We start from the raw sequence: 20,457 nt of genomic DNA on the forward strand, positions 1-20,457 counted from the left end.
CGGTGATGAAGACGACGGACAGGGCGGCACTGGACGATTGGTACGCGGTGGAGACGGTCGCCGATCTAGATGGCGCGCCGAGCCGCACGCGGCTGCTCGGCCAGGACATCGAACTGGTCCGTGACATCACGGGTGCAATCACGGTTCGGGAGATCCTGGACGACGGCAACCGCGGCCCCGCGCTGCCCGTCCGGCAGCGCTACGGCTGCGTCTGGACGACGCTGGGCCAGCCCGGAAAGGAAATCTTCGAGATCGCCGAGGCATCGGAACCCGACCGCCGCTACGTGCCCTGCGGCTGGGTGACGATGCGGGCTTCGGGTTTGCGTGTCGTAGAGAATTTCCTCGACATGGCGCATTTCCCCTTCGTGCATACCGACATTCTCGGTTCGGAGCCGCACACGGAAGTGCCTGCCTATCTGAGCGAGATACGTCGCGAGGTGGACGAGGTCTGGGCGACCAACTGCACGTTCTTCCAGCCGCGCATTGCCGCAACGGAAAGCTCCGGCGCGTTTGTGCATCTGACCTATCGTGTGCCGAGCCCATTCGTTGTGATGCTATACCGTGTATGCCCCGGAGCGCCCGGTCGGCTCGATGCGATCGCGCTGTTCATCCAGCCCATCGAGGAAGATCTCTGCCGCGCCCAGCCGGTCATGTACCTTGTCGATTCCGCTTCGACGCAGACGGCGTTGCTCAACTTCGAACAGGTCATCTTCCTGCAAGACCGGATCATCGTGGAGAACCAGCGGCCGCTGCGCCTTCCGCTCGAGCCGCGGATGGAAATCCCGACACGCGCCGACGGTTCCTCCATCGCCTACCGCCGCTGGCTGAAGGAAAAAGGCATTCGTTTCGGCACGACCGCGGTAGCCACATGACCGGACCGGATCTCCAGGTACTTCGCCCGGCCTCCGTTGCCGAGGCGCTGTCGTTGGCAGGCGAGGGCGCATCGCAACTGGTCGCCGGAGGCACGGCGCTGCAGCTCGGCTGGGCGAAAGGCCTGCCAAAGCCGGGGTGCCTCATCGACATCGGCCGTATCGCCGGCCTGAAGGGCATCCAACCGGCCGCCGATGGGTTTCGCATCGGCGCACTGACGACCCTGGGTGCCTTGGAGCGTGACCGGGCAATAGGCGAGAATTTGCCTCTGCTCGCAGCCGCCGTCCGCGCCACGGCGGGACCTGCCGTCCGCAATCTCGGAACGCTGGGCGGCAACGTCGCCGGGCGCATGGGTTGCCTTCTGCCGGCCCTGCTCGCGACCGACGCGAAGCTGGAGATCGTCTCACCGGCCGGGCACGCCGTCGTGTCGCTCGCGCAATGGCTGGCCGCCGCGCCGTCCGCGGGCCTCATCAAGGCGGTGATTGTTCGACCGCAACCAACTGCCGCTCGCTGGACCCATCGCAAAGTCGGCCTGCGCGCCGCATTCACCCCAAGCGTGGCCGGTGTCGCCGGGCTGGTCGAGACAGCGCATGATCGCATCATCGTCGCGCGGCTCGCGGCCAGCGGCGGCGGGCAAGCGGCCCGTCTCGACCGCGCTGAAGCGCTGCTTGTCGGCCGGCACCTGCGGGAGATCGATTGGGCCGAGCTGCACGCCGCAATTCTGGAAGAGACGCCGGCGATCGATGATGCATGGCGGTCCGACCGCTATCGGCGCAGTGTCGTGGCGAATGCGCTGGTCTTCGGGCTCGGCGGAAAGTTGTCCCAAGGAGCACATTCGCCGCGCCGGCGGACCGTACCGTCCGGAAACCCACCTGCCGAAATTCTCGTGTCCCGATCGGAGATCGGTGCAAGCTGGCACCAGCGGCCGGACGGTGCGCCGAAAATCGCAGGCAGGCTCGAATACCTGACCGACCATCGCGAGCCCGGCATGCTGGTCGGGCGCATTCGGCGTGCCGGCGTCCCCCATGCAAAGATCGTTTCCATCGATACGAGCGCGGCCGAGGCGCTGCCCGGCGTCGCGGCGGTTGTAACGCACCGCGACATCGCCGGCAGCAATGCCTTCGGCATTGTCGTGCAGGATCAGCCTGCACTGTGCTTCGACAAGGTGCGCTATATCGGCGACGCTGTTGCTGCCGTCGCCGCTGTTGACACGAAGACGGCCGAACGCGCGCTTGCTCTCATCAGGGTCGAATACGAGCCGCTGCCAATTGTGAGCGATCCCCAACAGGCACTCGCCGCTGGAGCGGAGCCGGTCCATGTCTCAGGCAATCTGCAGTGCAGCTTCGAGTTCACGCGTGGCGATGCCGCCACGGCTTTTGCCAAGGCGGCTCATATCGTCGAGGCTGTCTACGAAACGCCGAGCCAGATGCACGGCTTTATGGAGACGGAGGGCGGCTACGCTTTCGTCGGTACGGATGGTACCCTGAACGTCTTTGCCGGTGGGCAGCATGGCCGCCGCGACAGCATGCAGCTCTCGCGCATCCTCGGCATGCCGCAAGAGCAGATACGGGTGGTCACCAGCCCGACTGGCGGCGCTTTCGGCGGCAAGGACGAGCTGACCGTGCAGCCGGCCCTGGCCCTGCTGGCGCTGAAGACCGGACGCGCCGTGCGGCTGCATCTCGACCGGGCGGAATCTGTCATCGCGGGTACCAAGCGCAATGCGATGTGTATCCATATGCGCACCGCCTGCGACGCCGAGGGTCGTCTGCTCGCCCAGCAGGTGGATGTGATCGCGGATGCCGGCGCCTATGCGTCGCTCGGCCCGGGCGTGCTTGAGACGGCGCTCGAACACGCCTGCGGGCCATATGTCGTTCCCAACGTCCTCAGCTCGGGCAGGCTCGCCTACACCAATAACGGCGTCTGCGGCGCGTTTCGTGGCTTCGGTGCCAACCAGATGGCCTTCGCGGTAGAGTGCCAGCTGGACCGTCTGGCCGAAGCCGCCGGCATCGACATTATCGAGATACGGCGCCGCAATTTGCGCGAGCCTAGCACGCGAGGCCATCTCGGCCAGCAGGTCGCGCCGTCCGAACGTCTGGCCGAGATGCTGCAAGCCGCCGCTGCTGACCCGATCTGGGCCAAGCCGCGCGGCCCGTCGTTCGACGGCTATGAGACGATCGGCGTCGGCATGGCGATGAACTATCAAGGCAACGGACTCGGCACGCTGCCGCCGGACCCGGCCGGAGGCGCGTTGCGCCTGGCTCCGGATGGCGTGATCGAAGCACTCTACGGCCTGGACGAGATGGGACAGGGCCTGCTCACCTCGGTAAAAGCCGCGGTCGCCGGAGCGCTCGGCTGCGGCCGTGACGATGTCCGGCCGGTCACCGGCGATACGGCGGCGACGCCCGAATCCGGTTCCTCTACCGCCTCGCGCGGCACTCACGTAGTCTGGCGCGTCGCGGCAGTCGCCGCACCATCTTTTACGCGCGACCTGCTGGCCGCAGCGGGCCAGGTGCTTTGCCGCGAAGCCGGGAAGCTGGCGCTGGCGCCCGGCGGCATCGTCGAGCGACATTCCAACAGTGGTTCACTGCTCGTGAGTTTCGCCGAGCTTGCCGAGGCGTTGCCTCCGGACCGGCTGCCAGTTGCTGCCGTCAGCTTCGAGTTTCCGAAATCGGACTATCTGGAAGGCAATGCACGCCTGATCTTCGCCTTCGGCGCGACACTGGCGCGCGTTGCCGTGAGCCGCATCACCGGGCAGGTACGCGTGCTCGAGCTCCATCAGCACACCGCGGCCGGACCGATGCTCGATGCTGCCGCCTATCTTGGCCAGATCGAAGGCGGCGGCGTCCAGGGGCTGGGCTTCACCCTCACTGAGGACGCGGCGATGCGGGATGGCCGGTATCTTGCCGGCAACCTCGATTTCTACATGCTGCCAGGCATTGCCGACACGCCGGAAAGCCTCGCGACCTTCGCGTTGGAGGATCTGGACGAGGACGACCCGTTCGGTCCGCGCGGAGTTGGTGAGCTTGGCATTGGCGCCGTGACGCCAGCCATCGTCAACGCGATTGCGGACGCCACAGGGGCTTGGCCCGAGCGCATCCCGGTCGATCCTGAATGGGTACTCGACGCCCTGCAGAGGAGTGCAGCGTGAGCGCCGAGATCGAGATTACCTTTAACCTCAACGGCTGCCGCCGGGCGCTGGCCGTGCCTGCCGAGTTACGCCTGATCGACCTGCTGCGCGACCATTTCGGCATGACTGCCGCCAAGGTGGCTTGCGGCATCGGCCGCTGCGGCGCTTGCTTCGTGCTGATGGACGGTCGCGCGATCAATAGTTGTCTGCTCATGTCGTGGCAGCTCGACGGGGCCACCATCATCACCCCGGAAGGTTTCGACGACGTTCCCGAAGCCATTGTCCTGCGCGAGGCTCTGGCGGCCGAAAACGCCTTCCAGTGCGGCTACTGCGCACCCGGCATCACTGTTGCGCTGACCGCCCTGCTGCTGGAGAATCCGGCTCCCGACGAGTCTCAGATCCGCGCTGCGCTCGAAGGCAATATCTGCCGCTGTACCGGCTATCATTCCATCATCCGCGGTGCTCTCGCCGCGGTCGAGGCGCTCGCTTGCGGGATACGGACATGACGGTCATCATTCGAAACTGTAAAGCCAGGCATGCAGGCGTCAAGGCGTTCCTGGCCAAACCCAGAATGCGGCACCTGATCGGCGGCGGCTGGCGCGACGCCAGCGATGGCGCAACCTTGCCCGCGACCGATCCTGCGAATGGCGACACGCTCGCGCTGCTGGCGCGAGGCACAGCCGATGACGCCGGGCGCGCCGTTGCTGCGGCGCGTGCTGCTTTCGAAGGCGAGAGCTGGCGCGACATGACACCGTCGGCACGCGGCAACCTGCTATGGCGCATCGCTGACCTGATTGAGCGCCATGCCGATGAGCTTGCAGAACTCGAGACGCTTGACCAGGGAAAGTCGCTGAAGACCTCGCGCTTCGCCGAGATTCCCGCCTCGGCCGAGCAGTTCCGCTATTTTGCCGGTTTTGCCACGAAAATCCTCGGCACGACCATCCCCACCTCCATCAGCTACCAACCGGCGGGCAGCAAGATTTTCGCCTATACGGTGCGCGAGCCTATTGGTGTCGTGGCAGCCATAACGCCATGGAATTCGCCGCTGCTCATGGCCTCGATGAAGCTCGCCCCGGCGCTTGCCGCCGGCTGTACGATCGTGCTCAAGCCGGCTGAGGAAACGTCGCTCACCGCGCTCAGGCTCGGCGAACTGATGATCGAAGCCGGCTTGCCGGACGGCGTCGTCAATATCGTGACCGGTCTCGGTGAAACTGTGGGCGCAGCATTGGCTGCAGATTCCGATGTCGATAAGGTCGCCTTCACCGGCTCGACGGAAGTCGGAAAGATGATCGTCTCCGCAGCGTGCGGCAATCTGAAGAAGCTGACGCTCGAGCTGGGCGGCAAGTCGCCGGCCATCATCATGCCCGATGCGGACATGGGGCTCGCAATCCCCGGAGTGGCCCGGGGGATCTTCGCCAATGCCGGCCAGGTGTGCGTCGCCGGCTCGCGTGTCTATGCGCATCGCTCGATCTACGACCGTCTGGTGGAGGGTCTGGCGGAAGAGGCGCGAAAGCTGCGTCTCGGACACGGGCTTGACCCGGATACCGACCTTGGTCCGCTGGTTAACGGAACCCAGGCTGCGCGCGTCGCCTTCTATGTCGGCGATGGTGCTTCCAGCGGCGCCGAGATCATCGCCGGCGGCCGGCGCTTCGAGAACTTCTTCGAGCCGACCGTGGTTACCGGCGTACGCCCGGACATGCGCATAATGCGCGAGGAAATCTTCGGCCCGGTCGTTGCCGTGACACCGTTCGACGATGTCGCGGAGGCGGTAAGCCATGCGAACGACTCGCCCTACGGCCTCGCCGCAAGCGTCTGGACCCGCGACCTTTCCACTGCGCATCGCCTTGCCGCACGTGTCCGGTCGGGCACCGTCTGGATCAATTGCCATTCCTACTTCTCGCCGGAATTGCCGAAGGGCGGCCACAAGCAATCCGGTTGGGGCTATGAGAACGGCGCACCGGGCCTGGAGAACTATCTCGAGACGAAAACGGTCTGCGCGGTGATTTAGCCACGCCTTTCCCGCGATATTCGTGGATCGGCGGCTGACAGCCCTTCCATCGGCGGACAAGGATTGATCGAAAATTGCTCGGATCCTCCTGAGGACCAGTTCCTTGACGGCGCTGGTCCACATCGATGTTGCGCTTGACTTGTCCATATTATCGGTAATAAGTCATACATATTGCCTCGAAAAAAGACGGCAGGTCTGGGAGGACCAATGAAAATCACGGCCATCAAGGCGCGCGTCTGCAATGCGGAAATGCGCAACTGGGTCTTCGTTCGCGTCGAAACCGACGAGCCCGGCCTGTTTGGCTGGGGTGAGGCAACGCTGGAATGGAAGACCCGAGCCGTCGTTGGGGCGCTTCAGGATCTTGAAGCCCTGCTCATCGGGCAAGATCCGCGCAATGTGGAGCAGTGCTACCAGATACTTACGCGGCACGGCTTTTGGCGTCTCGGCGTTGAGGGAATGTCCGCTGTCAGCGGCATCGAGATCGCGCTCTGGGACATCCTGGGCAAGTCATTGAGCGTCCCCGTCTGGCGCCTTTTGGGCGGCCAGGTTCGCAACTATCTGCGTACCTACACGCATCTCGGCCTCGGGGACATGAAGGCGGTCTATGAGACCGGATCCGCGGATGCGATCGTGGAACGCGGACGCACCGTGACGCAAGCAGGCTACGATGCGGTCAAGGTCGTCTGCATTCCCTACACCCACTACGTATCGCCCGCCAAGGCAGTCGACTCCGTTGCCAATATGGTTGGCTCACTTCGCGAGGCGGTAGGCCCGGATATCGACATCATGGTCGATTTCCACGGACGCCCTGCATCTGTTAACGCGGCGATGGATTACCTCAAAGCAATCGAGCCGGCCCGCATCATGTTCGCGGAAGAGCCCGTTCCACCCGAAGATGTTGCCGGACTGGCGCATATTACGGCGCGATCGGCCGTGCCGATCGCGTCCGGCGAGCGGCTGATCGGGCGCCGCGAATTCACGCACTCGATCGCAGCCCGCGCCTTCAACATTGCCCAGCCTGATATTTGCCACACTGGCGGTCTGCTCGAGACAAAGAAGATCGCGGCCATGGCGGAAACCGCAGGCATCGGCCTTGCGCCGCACAACCCGCTCGGTCCGATCGCCGGTGTGGCTGCTCTTCATTTCGGCATATCGACGCCAAACGTTGTCATTCAGGAGGAGATGTCCGGTGCCGTCGCCTGGTACGACGACGTGGTCACCTGGCCAATTCAGCGTAGACCAGGCCGCTGGGATCTGCCCGAACTGCCGGGCCTTGGCGTCACCGTCAATGAGGACGTGATCGCGCGCCACCCCTTCAAGCAGGAAGTGCTGCATGCCCGCAACGCCGTCATGCCGGACGGCACCGTGGTGGACTGGTGAATGCAATGGCAGGACGGCTGCAAGGAAAGATCGCAATCATCACGGGCGCCGGCCAAGGCATCGGTGCCGCCATTGCACGCGCCTTTGCGATGCAGGAGGCAAAGACCGTCATTGCCGAACTGAATGCGGTAAGCGGAAAAGCGATCGCCGACGAATTGCGTGCCCAGGGCGCGGACGCCCTGTTCATCGAGACGGACGTCACCGGCGCATCCGCGGTCGCGGACATGGTCTCCCGGACGATCACGACCTATGGTGGCGTCGACATTCTGGTCAACAATGCCGGTGCCAACGTCTTCTACGAACCGCTGGCGATGCCGGACGAGGAATGGGACCGCTGTCTCAAGCTCGACCTCCAGGCCGCATGGTTCTGCGCCAAGGCGGTCTTGCCGACGATGCTGGCGAAGGGCTCGGGGTCTATCGTCAACATAGCGAGCTGTCACGCGTTCCAGATCATTCCCCATACATTCCCGTATCCGGTCGCCAAGCATGCACTTTTGGGCCTGACCCGTTCGCTGGCCATCGAATATGCCGCGCGCGGTATCCGGGTGAACGCGATCGCCCCCGGCTATATCGAGACGCCGATCGCGGAAGCCTACTGGAACACATTCCCGAACCCCGCCGAGGAAAAGCGGCGAGCCCACGACCTCCATCCGCCCAAGCGAATTGGCCGGCCGGACGAGGTTGCAATGACGGCGGTTTTCCTCGCTTCGGACGAAGCGCCGTTCATAAATGCCGAGACGATCACCATCGATGGTGGCCGCTCGGTTCTCTACCACGACTAGCAACCACCATTGAGCTCAGGGAGGATCTTCATGAAAACCACAACAAAGGCTTTGGCGACATTTGCGGTACTGGCTGCCGGATTGATGAGTGGCGCAGCAAGCGCGGACGATATCAAGATCGGCTACATCAACAAGATGGGAGACCATCCATGGTTCGTCGCCGAAGTCGGCGGCGCCAAGAAAGCGGCGGAGGCGGCGGGGGCCGCTTTGGTGTCGCAGGACGTCCAGTTCGACGCCAATTTGACGATCACCACCTTCGACACGATGGTCGGCGACGGTGTGAAGGGAATCGCCATCGTCGTCCCCGACAAGGCGCTGGGACCGGTCATCGCGGAGAAAGCAAAGGCCGCAAAAATTCCCTTGGTGGCGGTGGACGACGATATCTACTACCAGGATGGCACCCAGGTCCCCTATGTCGGCATGAATGCCTACAACATCGGTGCGCGGGTGGGCGAAGAGCTTGCCAAGCTCTACAAGGCTGATGGCTGGGCGGGCAAAGAGGTGCGCATCGCCTCGATCGAGGACCGCAAGGCTGATACCTGCATGCAGCGCAACAAGGGCGCGGAAGAGGCGTTCTTGAAGGCGGTGCCCGATTTCAAGCCGGGCAACATTGTTCGCGTCCCCTACGATAACACGATGGTCAACGCCATCGACGTGATGACCACCACACTGACGGCCAATCCTAGCGTCACGAACTGGATATTCTATTCATGCAACGATGATGGTGTGCTGGGTGGTGCGCGAGCATTGGAGAATGCCGGCTATTCCGCAGACCAGGGCATGGGCATTGGCATCGACGGGAGCCGCGCCTGCGACGCCTTCGGATCCGGAAAGCCTTCGGCATTCCGTGGTACGATGTGGCTCAATTCGGCAAATCACGGCGCACTGGCGGTGAAGATCTTGTTGGCCTCCATCAAGGATGGAACCAAGCTACCCGTGCAATCCTTCACCGATCCGGAATACATCACTGCCGACAATTTTGCATCGGACTACAAAGCCAAGCTCTGCCACTGAACCAGATATGCGTCATGCGCCGCAGGCGCATGACGCTTTTTGGGCCGGCAGTTCGTCGGCAGGCACACGGGATCGATCCTCGGGAGTGAGCTTTGATGCAATCGGATTTCTTCTCGCTCGATAGGATATCGAAGCGCTTCGGCGTCGTGCAGGCGCTCGACAATGTCTCGATTGCCTTTCGGCCAGGAGAGGTGCTTGCCCTGGTTGGCGAGAATGGCGCCGGCAAGTCGACAATGATGCGAATTCTCGAGGGCGTGTTCGCACCGGACACCGGCATCGTGCTGCATGGCTCCACGCCGATCGTTTTCAGCGAACCGCGCGACAGCCACAGAGCCGGAATACGCGTCATCCATCAGGAGCCGGAGATCGTTCCGAACCTGACCGTGGCCGAGAACATTTTCGTCGGCGAACTGCCGCGGCTGGCAGGCGTCCTGCTCGACTGGCACAGGCTCGAGGACCAGACCGATAAGGTGCTTGCGACCTTCGGCATGCAGCAGGATATGCGGCCGCGTCAACTCTGCAGCACACTCGGTCCGGCACAGCGCCAGATGATCGAAATCATGCGCGCCATACGTGCCGGCGGCCGGCTGATCGCATTCGATGAGCCGACCTCGTCGCTGACCGACGACGAAGCGCGCCGTCTGTTTTCAGTAATTCGCCGGCTGCGCGAAGAGGGCACTTCGATCGTCTACATCTCTCACAGGCTGAACGAGGTCATCGACCTTGCGGATCGCATTGTCGTTTTGCGGGACGGCCGGCTGGTCGATGATTCCCCCGCGGCCGGTGCCAGCGAGCAGACCATAGCCAAGCTCATGGTCGGCCGCGACATTGCCGATCTGTTTACACGCGAGACGTGGCAATCGGGAAAACCGTTGCTTGAGGTGACGGGCCTGACCACCGACCAGGTCACCGATGTGAGCCTCAAGGTCCGCCGTGGCGAGGTGCTCGGCATTGCCGGCCTTATGGGTGCGGGTCGATCCGAACTGGCAAAGGCGATTGTCGGCTATGATAGGCGCGTCGACGGAAGCATAACGATGAACGGCGTGTCCGTTGGCCCTAACAGTCCGCATGCAGCGATCGTGGCGGGCATCGGCTTTGCCCCGGAAGACCGCAAGCACGAAGCCCTGCTGTTGTTCCGAAGCATTCTTGACAATGCCTCGCTGTGCGTGCCCGACAAGACGTCGACCTTCGGTTTCTTCAACCGGCGCAAGGCTCTGGAGATCGTCTCACCGCTTGCAGCAAAGATGTCGATCAAAGCACCCAACCTCGACGAAGAGGTTTCCAAACTGTCGGGTGGCAATCAACAGAAGGTCGTTCTCGCGCGCTGGCTTGCGCGGCAGCCGATGCTTCTCATCCTCGACGAGCCAACCCGCGGCATCGACATCGGCGCCAAGGCGGAAATCTATCGCCTGATCGACGAACTCGCCGCCAGCGGCATCGGCATCATCCTGATTTCCTCAGAAATGCCGGAACTGATCGGGCTCGCGGACAGGGTGCTTGTCATGGCTGGAGGTCGGATCACGGCCGAACTTTCCCGCCCTGACATCGACGAGACCACGATCCTGAAACACGCCATGCCGCAATCTGTAGCATCGCTCGGAGGACAAATTCAGTGAACAGCCTTGAGCTCAGCACAGCAACAACACAAACCGGCAAAAGGCGCGCTTCCTTGCGCATCGCAGAGCGCATCGGCATTCACAACATAAGCCTTCTTGTTGCTCTCGCCATTCTCGTGCTCATTTTCGGCACCCTGAGAGGCGACGTGTTCTTCTCGGGCCGAAACCTGCTGAACATCGGTCTAGGCATTACCATCCTGGGCGTTCTGGCGATGAGCCAGACCGTGGTCATCGTCGCCGGAGGGCTCGATATTGCCGTCGGCGCAATTGTCGGTCTGACCACAGTATCGACGGCAATGGCCATCCAGGCCACCGGATCACCCGCCGCGGGCATTCTTGCCGGCCTGGTCCTGGGCGGTCTTGCCGGCCTCGTGAACGGCATCATCATCACCTATGGGCGGGTCAACGCTGTCATCGCAACTCTCGGTACGATGGCGATCTTCCGCGGCATCGCGTTCATCATATCCGATGGGCAATCGATCGCGATTTTCAGCGACACTTTCCGCTTCATCGGGATCGGACGAATCCTCGGCCTGCCTCTGCTGATCTGGATTCTTTTGCTGACCGCGATCGTCTTCCATCTCTTCCTTGCCCGCTCGATCGTTGGCCGCAACATCTATGCCCTGGGCGGCAATCCCGTTGTCGCACGCTTCTCCGGCATCAATATCAATCGCTACCGCGTCGGCATCTACATCATGAGTGGAGTGGCAGCCGGATTGGCCGGGATTCTGTTGGCTGCCCGTACCGGCTCGGGGCAGCCCGTATCCGGATCCCAAGGTCTGGAACTCGAGGCCATCACAGCGGCCGTGCTGGGTGGCTGCGCCTTGCAGGGCGGGAAGGGTACGATCATCGGCGCGCTGCTGGGCGTCGCCATCATTGGCGTCCTCAACAACGGAATGATACTGACGTCCGTGCCAACCTTCTATCAGTTGCTTGCCAAGGGCTCGCTGCTGATACTTGCTGTGGTAATTGCCGAGTACCACTTGAACAGGACATGACGATGGACGCGGCGATCGCTTCGACTGGCCAAGGCACGCAGGACATTCCTGCCGCAGAGGGCGCCACGTCATCGCTCAAGGATCGCATCGCACGCGATCTCGGACAGCGAATCCTCGCCGGCTCCTACGCGCAGCACTCCGTCCTGCCGACGGAAGCCGAACTTTGCGTCATCTACGGGGCGAGCCGCACCGCGCTTCGCGATGCTCTTCTGACGCTTTCGGCGAAAGGATTGATCGAGGCACGCAAGCGGGCCGGGACGCGTGTGCGCGTGTCGAGCGAATGGAACAGGCTGGATGCACAGGTTTTGGAATGGATGCGCGATATCGAGCCCGATCTCGATTTCGTTCGGGGATTGATCGAGGCGCGGCTGGTCATTGAACCCGCTGCCGCCCAACTTGCGGCCAAGATGGCGACGTCAGGCGATCTCGCAGTCATCGAAGCGGCGTATGAAGCCATGCGCATTGCTCCGCAGGACGATCTTGCTGCGTGTCTCGATGCCGACGTCAGGTTTCATACGGCCATCCTTCGTGCCAGCCGCAACCCGGTATTCGCCAATCTCGGCAATATGCTTGCGGCCGCCCTCAGCTTCTCCTTCCGATTGACCACATCGGCCACCGCTAATTACCAGCAGACACTGAGCGCGCATGGCGACGTGCTGGAGGCAATTAGGATGCGCAGGGCCGACGACGCTCACGATCAGATGAAGGCGCTCATCGGGATCGCGTCGAACGACCTTCTTGCAGTGGCTCGCAAAGGCCGCCATCAACAGCCGATCGCCGCTGCCAAGGTCGACACCGTCTGAAGCTGATGGTCGGGACCATCAAGATCAGAAGCGGAGACCTGTCCGCTGAAATCGTCCCGTCGCTTGGGGCAGGTCTTGCGAGACTGGACTATGGGCGCGTGCCGATCTTCCGGCCTTGGCCAAACGGCGGGAGCAGCAACCCGGTCGATCTTGCCTGCAACCTGCTTTTGCCGTGGTCAAATCGCATCTCAGGCGGCGGATTCACATTCGACTCCAAATTCCACGAACTGCCTGCCAATGTTGCAGGCGAGCCATTTCCCATTCACGGCAATGGATTTTCGCGCGAGTGGGACGTCGACAGCGTAGCGCAAGACAACGCAAAGCTGTCGCTCATCAGCAACGGACCCGGCCCATATCGATATCGCGCCGAGGTGCGCTACGCTCTGACCGGACAGGGGCTCGAGCTGAAACTTCGCATCGTCAATCGGGCCTCGATCAGATTGCCGTTCGGGCTTGGCATCCATCCATGGTTCCCGAGAACGGCACGAACCGCGCTTCATGCGCCGGCCTCGCAGGTTTGTCTCGAACTGCTCAACCATCTCCCCGAACGGTTTGTGGATATCAAAACCCGTCCCGATTGGGATTTCGGCGCCCCAGTCGTGTTGCCGAGTGGATGGATAAACAATCTGTTTGCCGGTTGGGACGGCGTCGCCACGATATCGTGGCCGGAGCACAGTTGCAGCCTGCGGATTGAAGCTTCATCGCCCTTGAATTTTTACCTGGTCTATTCGCCATCGAAGGAGAGCGACTTCTTCTGTTTTGAGCCGCTCAGTCATGCTGTCGATGCTCACAATCGTGGTTCGATCGACAAATGGAATGGACTGTCGGTGCTTGGGCCTGGCGAGAGCCTGGCAGCCCGTTGCAGCTTCGCCGTCAGTTAGGCGGACCTCAGCGGCGCCCTCGAATTGGCGGATGTCGGTGTCGACCAGCAAGTCCGGGAAGAACGAAGCCGGCTTTTCGTCCAAACGGAGCTTGGGAAGAGGGAACTCCAGCGACCGGGAACGCATGAGCCCGTTCGACGTTTGCCGGATGTCGCGGCGCGGTTCGTCCGCTTGACGGCCCTCCAAATGTGCCTGGCAGGATTGGATCAATGACGGATGTTGAACCAAAAGAATTCGTGCTCGCAGGCATCGTCATGAAGCGACTGGTCTCCGGCGAACAGACGGGAGGCTCGTTGAGTCTCTTCGAAAACAGAAGCGACGGGCACACGAAAACGCCAATCCATGTTCATGCGAATGACGACGAGACGGTCTACGTCATCGAAGGGAAGTTGACCGCACTCGTGGACGGTGTGATCCGAACGCTCTCGCCCGGCGAGAGCATGTTTTTGAAGCGTGGCATCCCGCACCAGCTTATGAATCCCGGCAATCAGCTCGTTCGCTATATCCTGATAGACACGCCAAGTGTGTTCGAGCAGTTTCTCGCCGAAGGTGGCCATGAACTCGGCAAGGGAGAAGTGGTCGGGCCGCCAACGCCTGCCGATATCGAGCGGCTCAAAGCAGCCGCGCCGAAGTATGGGATTACGCTTCTGCAAGAATGGCCAGCAAGAGAGTAGATGGCTTCATGATGGCGGCTTGGATCGCCCCTAAAGCCGGTCCTTGCCCGAGGAACCGGTATTAGCCGCCGGCAATCCAATCCGTGAGGCTGCGGGCAAAACTTCGCGGCACGATGAGTTCGCACGCGGTCTCGCCGGTGCGCAGGAAGAGCACGGAGACATGATGGAAGGATGTCAGCACGGCGCGGACCGGAGCGGCGGCCGGCGCGTGCCAGTCGACGGCAATGCAGCCGGACAGAAGCCTTGCGATACCAGGGCCGGCCATTTTCAAACGAACACGACCTTCCCCGAGGGGAACGGAACAGCCGAGATCGGGGTCTACGACAAGGGCTGGCGCTTGCGTGCCTTCGTCGAGAGCCAGCCAAAGGCGGCGAGGTGCAACGCGGATGGTTAAAAGGCCCTTGTGGCGAACCGTCTCTCCGACCGAAGCGGGAAGTTTCTTGCCGAGCGACGCCAAGACGCTCTTTTCGAATTGTCTCAGTGTCGCGTCCCAGCCCTCGATCTGGATAAGCGGACAATCGGCCACGGACAGGCTGAAATCCCGCGAAGAGGTCAAGCTAGCCATGCAGCCGTTCTCCCTGCGGATCGATGAATACCGGCGAGACAACGCGGGCGCGAACCGTTTCGGCCTTCATCGGATAGACCGCCACGACCTCGCTTCCTTCTGCCGCGACATCACCGGCAAGCAGGGCCAGCCCGACATAATGGCCGCGTTCGGGGCTGAAAGTGACGGAGGTGACGCGACCGCGCCCATGGCCATAGGGTTTCTCATCCGGCAGGAACAGGATGGCGCCGCCGCGCAGGCGTTTTCCGTCCTCGATGCATTCCAGTCCGACCAGACGCTGCCGGTTGGGCGCCTGGAGGGCAGGGCGCCATCGCAGGACGTCGCCGACGAAGCTGCTGCGCTTGCCGACCATGCGGCCGAGGCCGAGATCGTCGAGTGTCGTGCGCCCATCGATCTCTGGTCCGGCGACATGGCCCTTTTCGACGCGCAGCGCGCCAAGCGCCTCGACGCCGTAAGGCTTCAGGTCGAACAGTCTGCCGGCTTCGAGCAAGCGACTCCAGAGCTGTTCACCTGCAGTGGCGCCGACATAGACTTCGTAAGCACGCTCGCCGGAATAACTAAGACGCAGGATGCGGAGCCAACGGCCCTCCCACTCGCTTTCGAGTAGCCCCATATGCGGAAGCGCCGCGTCGGAGACGTCGAGACCAGGAAAAGCAGCGCTGAGGATTGCGCGGCTGTTAGGCCCGGCAACCGACATCGCCGCCCATTCATCGCTGACCGAGGTCACGGCCACGCGCAAATCCGGCCAGGCCGTGTCGAGCAGGAATTCGAGACGCGACAGCACATCGGCGGCCTTGGCGGTCGAGGTCGTCATGAAGAACCGGTTTTCCGCCAGCCGCGTCGTGGTGCCGTCGTCGAAGACAATGCCGTCGTCGCGCAGCATGACGCCGTAGCGGGCGCGGCCTACCGCCAGTTTGGCAAAGCCGTTGGCGTAGACGCGATCCAGGAATATCGCCGCATCCGGGCCCTGGACATCGATCTTGCCAAGGGTGGAAATGTCCATAAGGCCCGCCGCCTGACGTACGGTACGCATTTCGGCGACATAGGCCTCGCTCACGTCGCGCCCCGACTGCCGGTAGAAATAGGGCCGCATCCAGAGCCCGACCTCGAGCATCTCGGCGCCGTTCGCCATGTGCCAGTCGTGCATCGGCGTGCGGCGGATCGGCTTGAAATGATGGCCGATGGCGCGCCCGGCAAGCGCCCCGATGGCAACCGGCGTATAGGGCGGGCGGAAGGTCGTGGTGCCGGTCTCAGGAATCGTTGCGTTGCGCAGCGCTGCCATGGCGGCAAGTGCGGGAAAATTGCTGGTCTTGCCCTGATCGGTGCCCATGCCGAGCGTGGTGTAGCGCTTCAGGTGCTCGACCGATTCATAGCCTTCGCGATGGGCGAGTTCGATGTCCTTTGTCGTCACGTCCATCTGGAAATCGACGAAGGCTTTTCCACGATCGACGGAAGGGGCTTCGCGAAGCGAAATCGTGGCGGTCTGGTCCAGATCGAGTTTGGACGGAGCGGACACCGGCGCCGACTTGCCACAGGAGGCTGCCGCGTCGATGCCGGCGCGATGACCTTCCTCGATGGCTTCGGCAGTTGCATGGGCCCCCATCATCGCGCCGGCGCCGAACCGGCCGGCCGGAAACGCGCCCAGCACGAAGCCGCCGATGTCGTCGCGATAGACAGGTTTGACACCAAGGTGCGAGGTGAGATGCACGGTTGGCGACCAGCCGCCGGACACGCAGACCAGGTCGCAGGCGGCCGAGGACGGGCCGTCCGGCCCGTTGAGCGTTGTGTCCCTGACGGCATGGCCGCCACGCAGGTCGACGATCCGCGTCCCGGCCCGTATCATTACGCCGAGCCGTGCGGCTTCTGCGGCAAGTGCTGCTGGCGGGACTGCGCGAAGATCCGCAATCGTCACCTTCGCGCCGGCTACGGCATAGTCGAAGGCGGTGCGCCAGGCACCGTCATTGTTGGTGGCGACGACGATTTTTTTGCCCGGCAGGACGGCGAATCGATTGAGATAGGTCCGGGCGGCCGAGGCAAGCATGACACCGGGCCGGTCATTGTTCGAGAACACCATCGGCCGCTCGATGGCGCCGGTGGCGAAAACGATCGAACGGGCGCGCAGCATGGTGACCGTTTGCCGGGCCTCGCCATTCGGCAGCGGATCGGTTGGATCGCGCTGTTCGACCAGTCCAAGGACATTGCCGTCATAGCTGCCGAAAGCGGTCGTCCGCTTCATCAGCGCGACGGTTTCGAAGCCCTCCAACTCGGCCTCGGCCTGCCTCAGCCATGAGGCCGCTGCGCTGTCGGACGGTTCCGCCAGAAGCTGGCCGCCAAGCAGGAAATCCTGCTCGATCAGCGCGACCCGCGCGCCGGCCGCGGCGGCCGCCCGCGCTGCCGACAATCCCGCCGGGCCGCCGCCGACGATGGCGACATCGGCGAAGGCATGACGAACCTCGTAGCGGTCGGGATCAGCGTCGGTGCCGGCCCTACCCAGGCCGGCCGCCTTGCGGATGAAATGTTCGTAGAACATCCAGGCGCGGCGCGTCGGGCCCATGAAGGTCTTGTAGTAGAAGCCGGCGGACAGAAATGGTGCCAACAGCCCGTTGACGCTTTGCACGTCGAAGGCAAGCGATGGCCAGCGGTTCTGACTCTCCACGACCATGCCGTCGGCGAGTTCCAGTGTCGTCGCCGGCAGGTTCGGCTCGCGCCTGCCGGCGCTCCCGAGCGTAACCAGCGCATTCGGCTCTTCGGGCCCGGCGGAAAAAATGCCGCGCGGTCGATGATATTTGAAGCTGCGACCGACCAGGGTGACGCCATTGGCGAGCAGCGCGGAGGCAAGCGTGTCGCCGCGATATCCAGCCAGCTTGCGGCCGTCGAAAGTAAACTCGACCGGCCGCTCGCGGACGATGCGGCCACCCACCGACAGTCGTTTGCGGTTCGAACTCATGCCGGTGATTTCCTGAGAGTTGATTTCGTGGCCCGCAATTTTCTGGCGAAGTCGACGGCTGTGATGGCGTGGTTGCGTGTGTCGCGTTCGACCACCAGCCATTGCCGGCAACCGGTCACGTGTTGCCAGAATTCACGGTGCAGGCCGGCCGGGTTTGTCCTGACATAGACATAACGGTACCAGGCCTCCGGATCGGGATCGTCATGGGCCGGACGCGTGACCGAGGCATCGCCGCCATAGCGGAACTCGTCATGGTCGCGCGGGCCGCAGCAGGGGCATTCGATGAGCAGCATTTTGTTCCGCCTCCTATTGCAGCCAGGCGGAAGGACCGACGCCGGCTTCGTCGAGCGTGTGGCCGGTGCGGAAACGATCGAGCCCGTAGGCCGCGATCAAGGGATGCGGCTTGCCGGTGGCGATCGTGTGGGCGAAGCACCAGCCGGAAGCCGGCGTCGCCTTGAAGCCGCCGTAGCACCAGCCGCCGTTGAGATAGAGGCCGTCGATCGGCGTCGGGCAGATGATCGGGCTGGCATCGGGAGTCATGTCCATGACGCCGCCCCAGTGGCGCAGCAGGCGGACGCGCGAAATGCACGGCATCAGCGCAATCGCCGCCTCCGCCACTTCGCGCACGACGCCGAGATTGCCGCGCTGGGCGTAGGAATTGTAGCCGTCGAGATTGCCGCCGAAGACCAGCCCGCCCTTGTCGGACTGGCTGACGTAGAAATGGTCGGCGCCATAGGCGACGACTTGGTCTACCAACGGCTTCAGCGGTTCGGTGACAAAGGCTTGCAGGACATGGCTTTCGATCGGCAGTTCAAGGCCGGCCTTGGCACCGAGCACGGATGTATGACCGGCAACAGCGAGACCGATCTTGCCGGCGCCGATCCGGCCTTTCGTCGTTTCGACGCCGACGATGCTGTCGCCGTCGCGGACGAAGCCTGTCACTTCGCAGTTCTGGATGATGTCGACGCCATGGCCGTCGGCGGCGCGCGCATAGCCCCAGGCGACGGCGTCGTGGCGCGCCGTGCCCGCCCGGCCCTGGAAGATAGCGCCATGGATCGGAAAGCGGGCGGTGTCGGAAAAATCGAGATAGGGCACCAGCCTGCGCACTTCTTCCCGGTCGAGGATATCGGCATCGATGCCGTTCAGCCGCATGACATTGGCCCGGTGGCTGAAGCTGTCGAGCTGATCGGCGGAATGCGCTGTGACGAGCTGGCCGCGCTGCGAGAACATGACGTTGAAATTCAGCGCCCGCGACATGCCCTCCCAGAGCTTCATCGAGAATTCGTAGAACTGGGTGTTGCCGTCGAGCAGGTAGTTGGAGCGGATGACGGTGGTGTTGCGGCCGACATTGCCGCCGCCGACATAACCCTTTTCGAGCACCGCGACGTTACGGATGCCGTGGTTCTCGGCGAGGTAGAAGGCGGTGGCGAGGCCGTGTCCGCCGCCGCCAATAACGATCACGTCATAGGAAGATTTTGGCTCCGCTGCCCGCCAGGCGCGCTGCCAATTCTTCTGGCCGGACAGCGCGTTGCGTAAAATCGAAAATGCCGAGTAGCGCGCCATGTGTGCAGGCCTATCGAACGATCGGGCCGGCCGGCGTGCGGGTGAGCACTTCGGCACCCGCATCGGTCAAAAGCACCGTGTTGGAGACGAAGTCATTGCCGCGACCCGTTCCCATCAGCCACGACAGGATGTGGAAGCCCATCCCGGTCTCGATCTCGAGGTCGGAATCGTGCCTCAAGCCGGTCACCGAATTGCCGCCGGTCCATGACGGCGGCTGGCCGGCGCCGACAAGGTAACCGCAGTGATGGCGGCGATAGTGGGAAAGACCGGCCTCGTCGGCGACGGCCTGCCAGGCGGCGTAGACATCGCGCGCCTTGGCGCCCGGCCGCAGCGCCTCGATGACCGCGTTGAACGCCTTGGCGGTCACCTCCGCCATTGCGGCGTCTTCGTCGCTGATGTGGCCGATCCGAACAAGCCGGCCGAGCGGGGCGTGGTAGCGCGAGATGCACCCGGACAGTTCGACAAAGACCGGCTCGCCCTTGCGGTAGATCCCGTCGCCCCAGGTCGTGTGCTCTTCACCCAGGCGCGCGGCCGGGCGGATGAACGGTCCGAAGCCCGGCGCATGACCGCCGGCGCGGATCATTGCCGCAACACATTGGGCGGCGACCTCCTGTTCGGAAGCGCCATCGGAGATCGCGGCGATCGCGGCACCGGCGGCGGCGTCCGTCACCTTGGCGGCCCGCCGCATCAGCGCCTGTTCTTCGGCGCTCTTCACCCGCCGCATCTTGTCGATCAGACCGGAGACATCGCTCCACTTTGCATCTGCTTGCATCTGGAGCGCCACGGCAAGTCCATGGCTAAGGCCGGCCGTCCAGTATTCGAGGCCGATCCGCTTGCCGGACAGGCCAAGCTCTGTAAGCACCCGCGCGGCAAGGTCGGCCGCCGTTTCGCTGTCCGAATGGCCACGGAATTCCGCTGCCTTCACCTGATTCTCGATCGTCACCTTTTCCATCGAGCGGGTGACCAGGACGGGGTTTCCCCGGAGCGGGACGATCAGCAGGTGAGGGGCAAAATACCCCCAGTGATCGAGCCCGGTGAGATAGAAGACGTTCTCCGGCGAGGCAAACACCGCCGCGTCGAGCTCGCGTTCGACCAGTGCAGTACGGACCTTTGCCAGGCGGCTGGCGATTTCGGCTTCGGAAAACGGATTGCGGTCCATCGGGCGTCCTCGTGCTTGTTGCCGGCTTGCTGGCGGGCATGGTCTTTTCGGCAGCCGGTTTCCCGGCCGC

General features: G+C 63.2%; 17 protein-coding genes. 12 read left to right on the forward strand and 5 right to left on the reverse strand.

Annotation, left to right across the window (positions count from 1 at the left end; translation table 11 throughout):
• The first annotated feature begins 5 nt into the window (after positions 1-5).
• From NKH70_RS20945 to NKH70_RS21000, 12 genes are all read left to right on the forward strand, one after another.
• On the forward strand, positions 6-872 hold the full coding sequence (locus NKH70_RS20945) for an aromatic ring-hydroxylating dioxygenase subunit alpha (RefSeq protein ID WP_352716762.1): 867 nt from the start codon (positions 6-8) through the stop codon (positions 870-872).
• Positions 869-4,018, forward strand: coding sequence for a molybdopterin cofactor-binding domain-containing protein (locus NKH70_RS20950; RefSeq protein ID WP_353025912.1), 3,150 nt, complete (start codon positions 869-871; stop codon positions 4,016-4,018). Before NKH70_RS20945 ends, NKH70_RS20950 begins: the two co-directional genes overlap by 4 nt.
• The gene (locus NKH70_RS20955; protein WP_352716572.1) at positions 4,015-4,503 is read left to right on the forward strand and encodes a (2Fe-2S)-binding protein; all 489 of its coding nucleotides are present in this window, start codon (positions 4,015-4,017) and stop codon (positions 4,501-4,503) included. The genes NKH70_RS20950 and NKH70_RS20955 overlap by 4 nt, the downstream gene beginning before the upstream one ends.
• A complete protein-coding gene (locus NKH70_RS20960) occupies positions 4,500-6,005 on the forward strand; it encodes an aldehyde dehydrogenase family protein (protein ID WP_353025913.1) in 1,506 nt (501 codons plus the stop codon). The genes NKH70_RS20955 and NKH70_RS20960 overlap by 4 nt, the downstream gene beginning before the upstream one ends.
• Positions 6,006-6,212: 207 nt before the next feature.
• On the forward strand, positions 6,213-7,385 hold the full coding sequence (gene dgoD, locus NKH70_RS20965) for a galactonate dehydratase (protein WP_352716575.1): 1,173 nt from the start codon (positions 6,213-6,215) through the stop codon (positions 7,383-7,385).
• A gap of 5 nt (positions 7,386-7,390) precedes the next feature.
• Entirely contained in the window at positions 7,391-8,167 is a 777-nt protein-coding gene (locus tag NKH70_RS20970; protein ID WP_352716577.1) for an SDR family oxidoreductase, read from the forward strand.
• Between the two features lie 30 nt (positions 8,168-8,197).
• A complete protein-coding gene (locus tag NKH70_RS20975) occupies positions 8,198-9,181 on the forward strand; it encodes a substrate-binding domain-containing protein (protein ID WP_352912415.1) in 984 nt (327 codons plus the stop codon).
• 95 nt (positions 9,182-9,276) lie between these two features.
• On the forward strand, positions 9,277-10,797 hold the full coding sequence (locus NKH70_RS20980) for a sugar ABC transporter ATP-binding protein (protein WP_352912413.1): 1,521 nt from the start codon (positions 9,277-9,279) through the stop codon (positions 10,795-10,797).
• Between the two features lie 146 nt (positions 10,798-10,943).
• Positions 10,944-11,795 carry an ABC transporter permease gene (locus NKH70_RS20985; protein WP_353025924.1) on the forward strand — a complete coding sequence of 284 codons (852 nt, stop codon included), beginning with the start codon at positions 10,944-10,946 and terminating at the stop codon, positions 11,793-11,795.
• A gap of 2 nt (positions 11,796-11,797) precedes the next feature.
• Entirely contained in the window at positions 11,798-12,598 is an 801-nt protein-coding gene (locus NKH70_RS20990; protein WP_352716583.1) for a FadR/GntR family transcriptional regulator, read from the forward strand.
• Positions 12,599-12,603: 5 nt separating this feature from the next.
• Positions 12,604-13,479 carry an aldose 1-epimerase gene (locus NKH70_RS20995; RefSeq protein WP_352716585.1) on the forward strand — a complete coding sequence of 292 codons (876 nt, stop codon included), beginning with the start codon at positions 12,604-12,606 and terminating at the stop codon, positions 13,477-13,479.
• A 209-nt stretch (positions 13,480-13,688) separates the two neighbouring features.
• Positions 13,689-14,153 carry a cupin domain-containing protein gene (locus tag NKH70_RS21000; protein WP_352716586.1) on the forward strand — a complete coding sequence of 155 codons (465 nt, stop codon included), beginning with the start codon at positions 13,689-13,691 and terminating at the stop codon, positions 14,151-14,153.
• Between the two features lie 61 nt (positions 14,154-14,214).
• On the opposite strand, the gene NKH70_RS21005 is transcribed toward NKH70_RS21000, so the two are convergent.
• From NKH70_RS21005 to NKH70_RS21025, 5 genes are read right to left on the reverse strand one after another with little or no spacing between them, the layout of a single operon-like run.
• Complete coding sequence (locus tag NKH70_RS21005; protein ID WP_352716587.1) at positions 14,215-14,718, reverse strand: sarcosine oxidase subunit gamma; 504 nt, start codon at positions 14,716-14,718, stop codon at positions 14,215-14,217.
• Positions 14,711-17,665: a sarcosine oxidase subunit alpha family protein gene (locus NKH70_RS21010; protein WP_352912410.1), complete on the reverse strand. Its 2,955-nt coding sequence runs from the start codon at positions 17,663-17,665 to the stop codon at positions 14,711-14,713. Before NKH70_RS21010 ends, NKH70_RS21005 begins: the two co-directional genes overlap by 8 nt.
• Positions 17,662-17,958, reverse strand: a complete 297-nt coding sequence (locus tag NKH70_RS21015) for a sarcosine oxidase subunit delta (protein ID WP_352716590.1) — start codon at positions 17,956-17,958, stop codon at positions 17,662-17,664. Before NKH70_RS21015 ends, NKH70_RS21010 begins: the two co-directional genes overlap by 4 nt.
• 13 nt (positions 17,959-17,971) lie before the next feature.
• On the reverse strand, positions 17,972-19,228 hold the full coding sequence (locus NKH70_RS21020) for a sarcosine oxidase subunit beta family protein (RefSeq protein WP_352716592.1): 1,257 nt from the start codon (positions 19,226-19,228) through the stop codon (positions 17,972-17,974).
• A 10-nt stretch (positions 19,229-19,238) separates the two neighbouring features.
• Positions 19,239-20,387, reverse strand: coding sequence for a M24 family metallopeptidase (locus NKH70_RS21025; RefSeq protein ID WP_352716594.1), 1,149 nt, complete (start codon positions 20,385-20,387; stop codon positions 19,239-19,241).
• Between the last annotated feature and the right edge of the window lie 70 nt (positions 20,388-20,457).

The organism is Mesorhizobium sp. M0991, assembly GCF_040318915.1.
Taxonomy (GTDB): Bacteria; Pseudomonadota; Alphaproteobacteria; order Rhizobiales; family Rhizobiaceae; genus Mesorhizobium.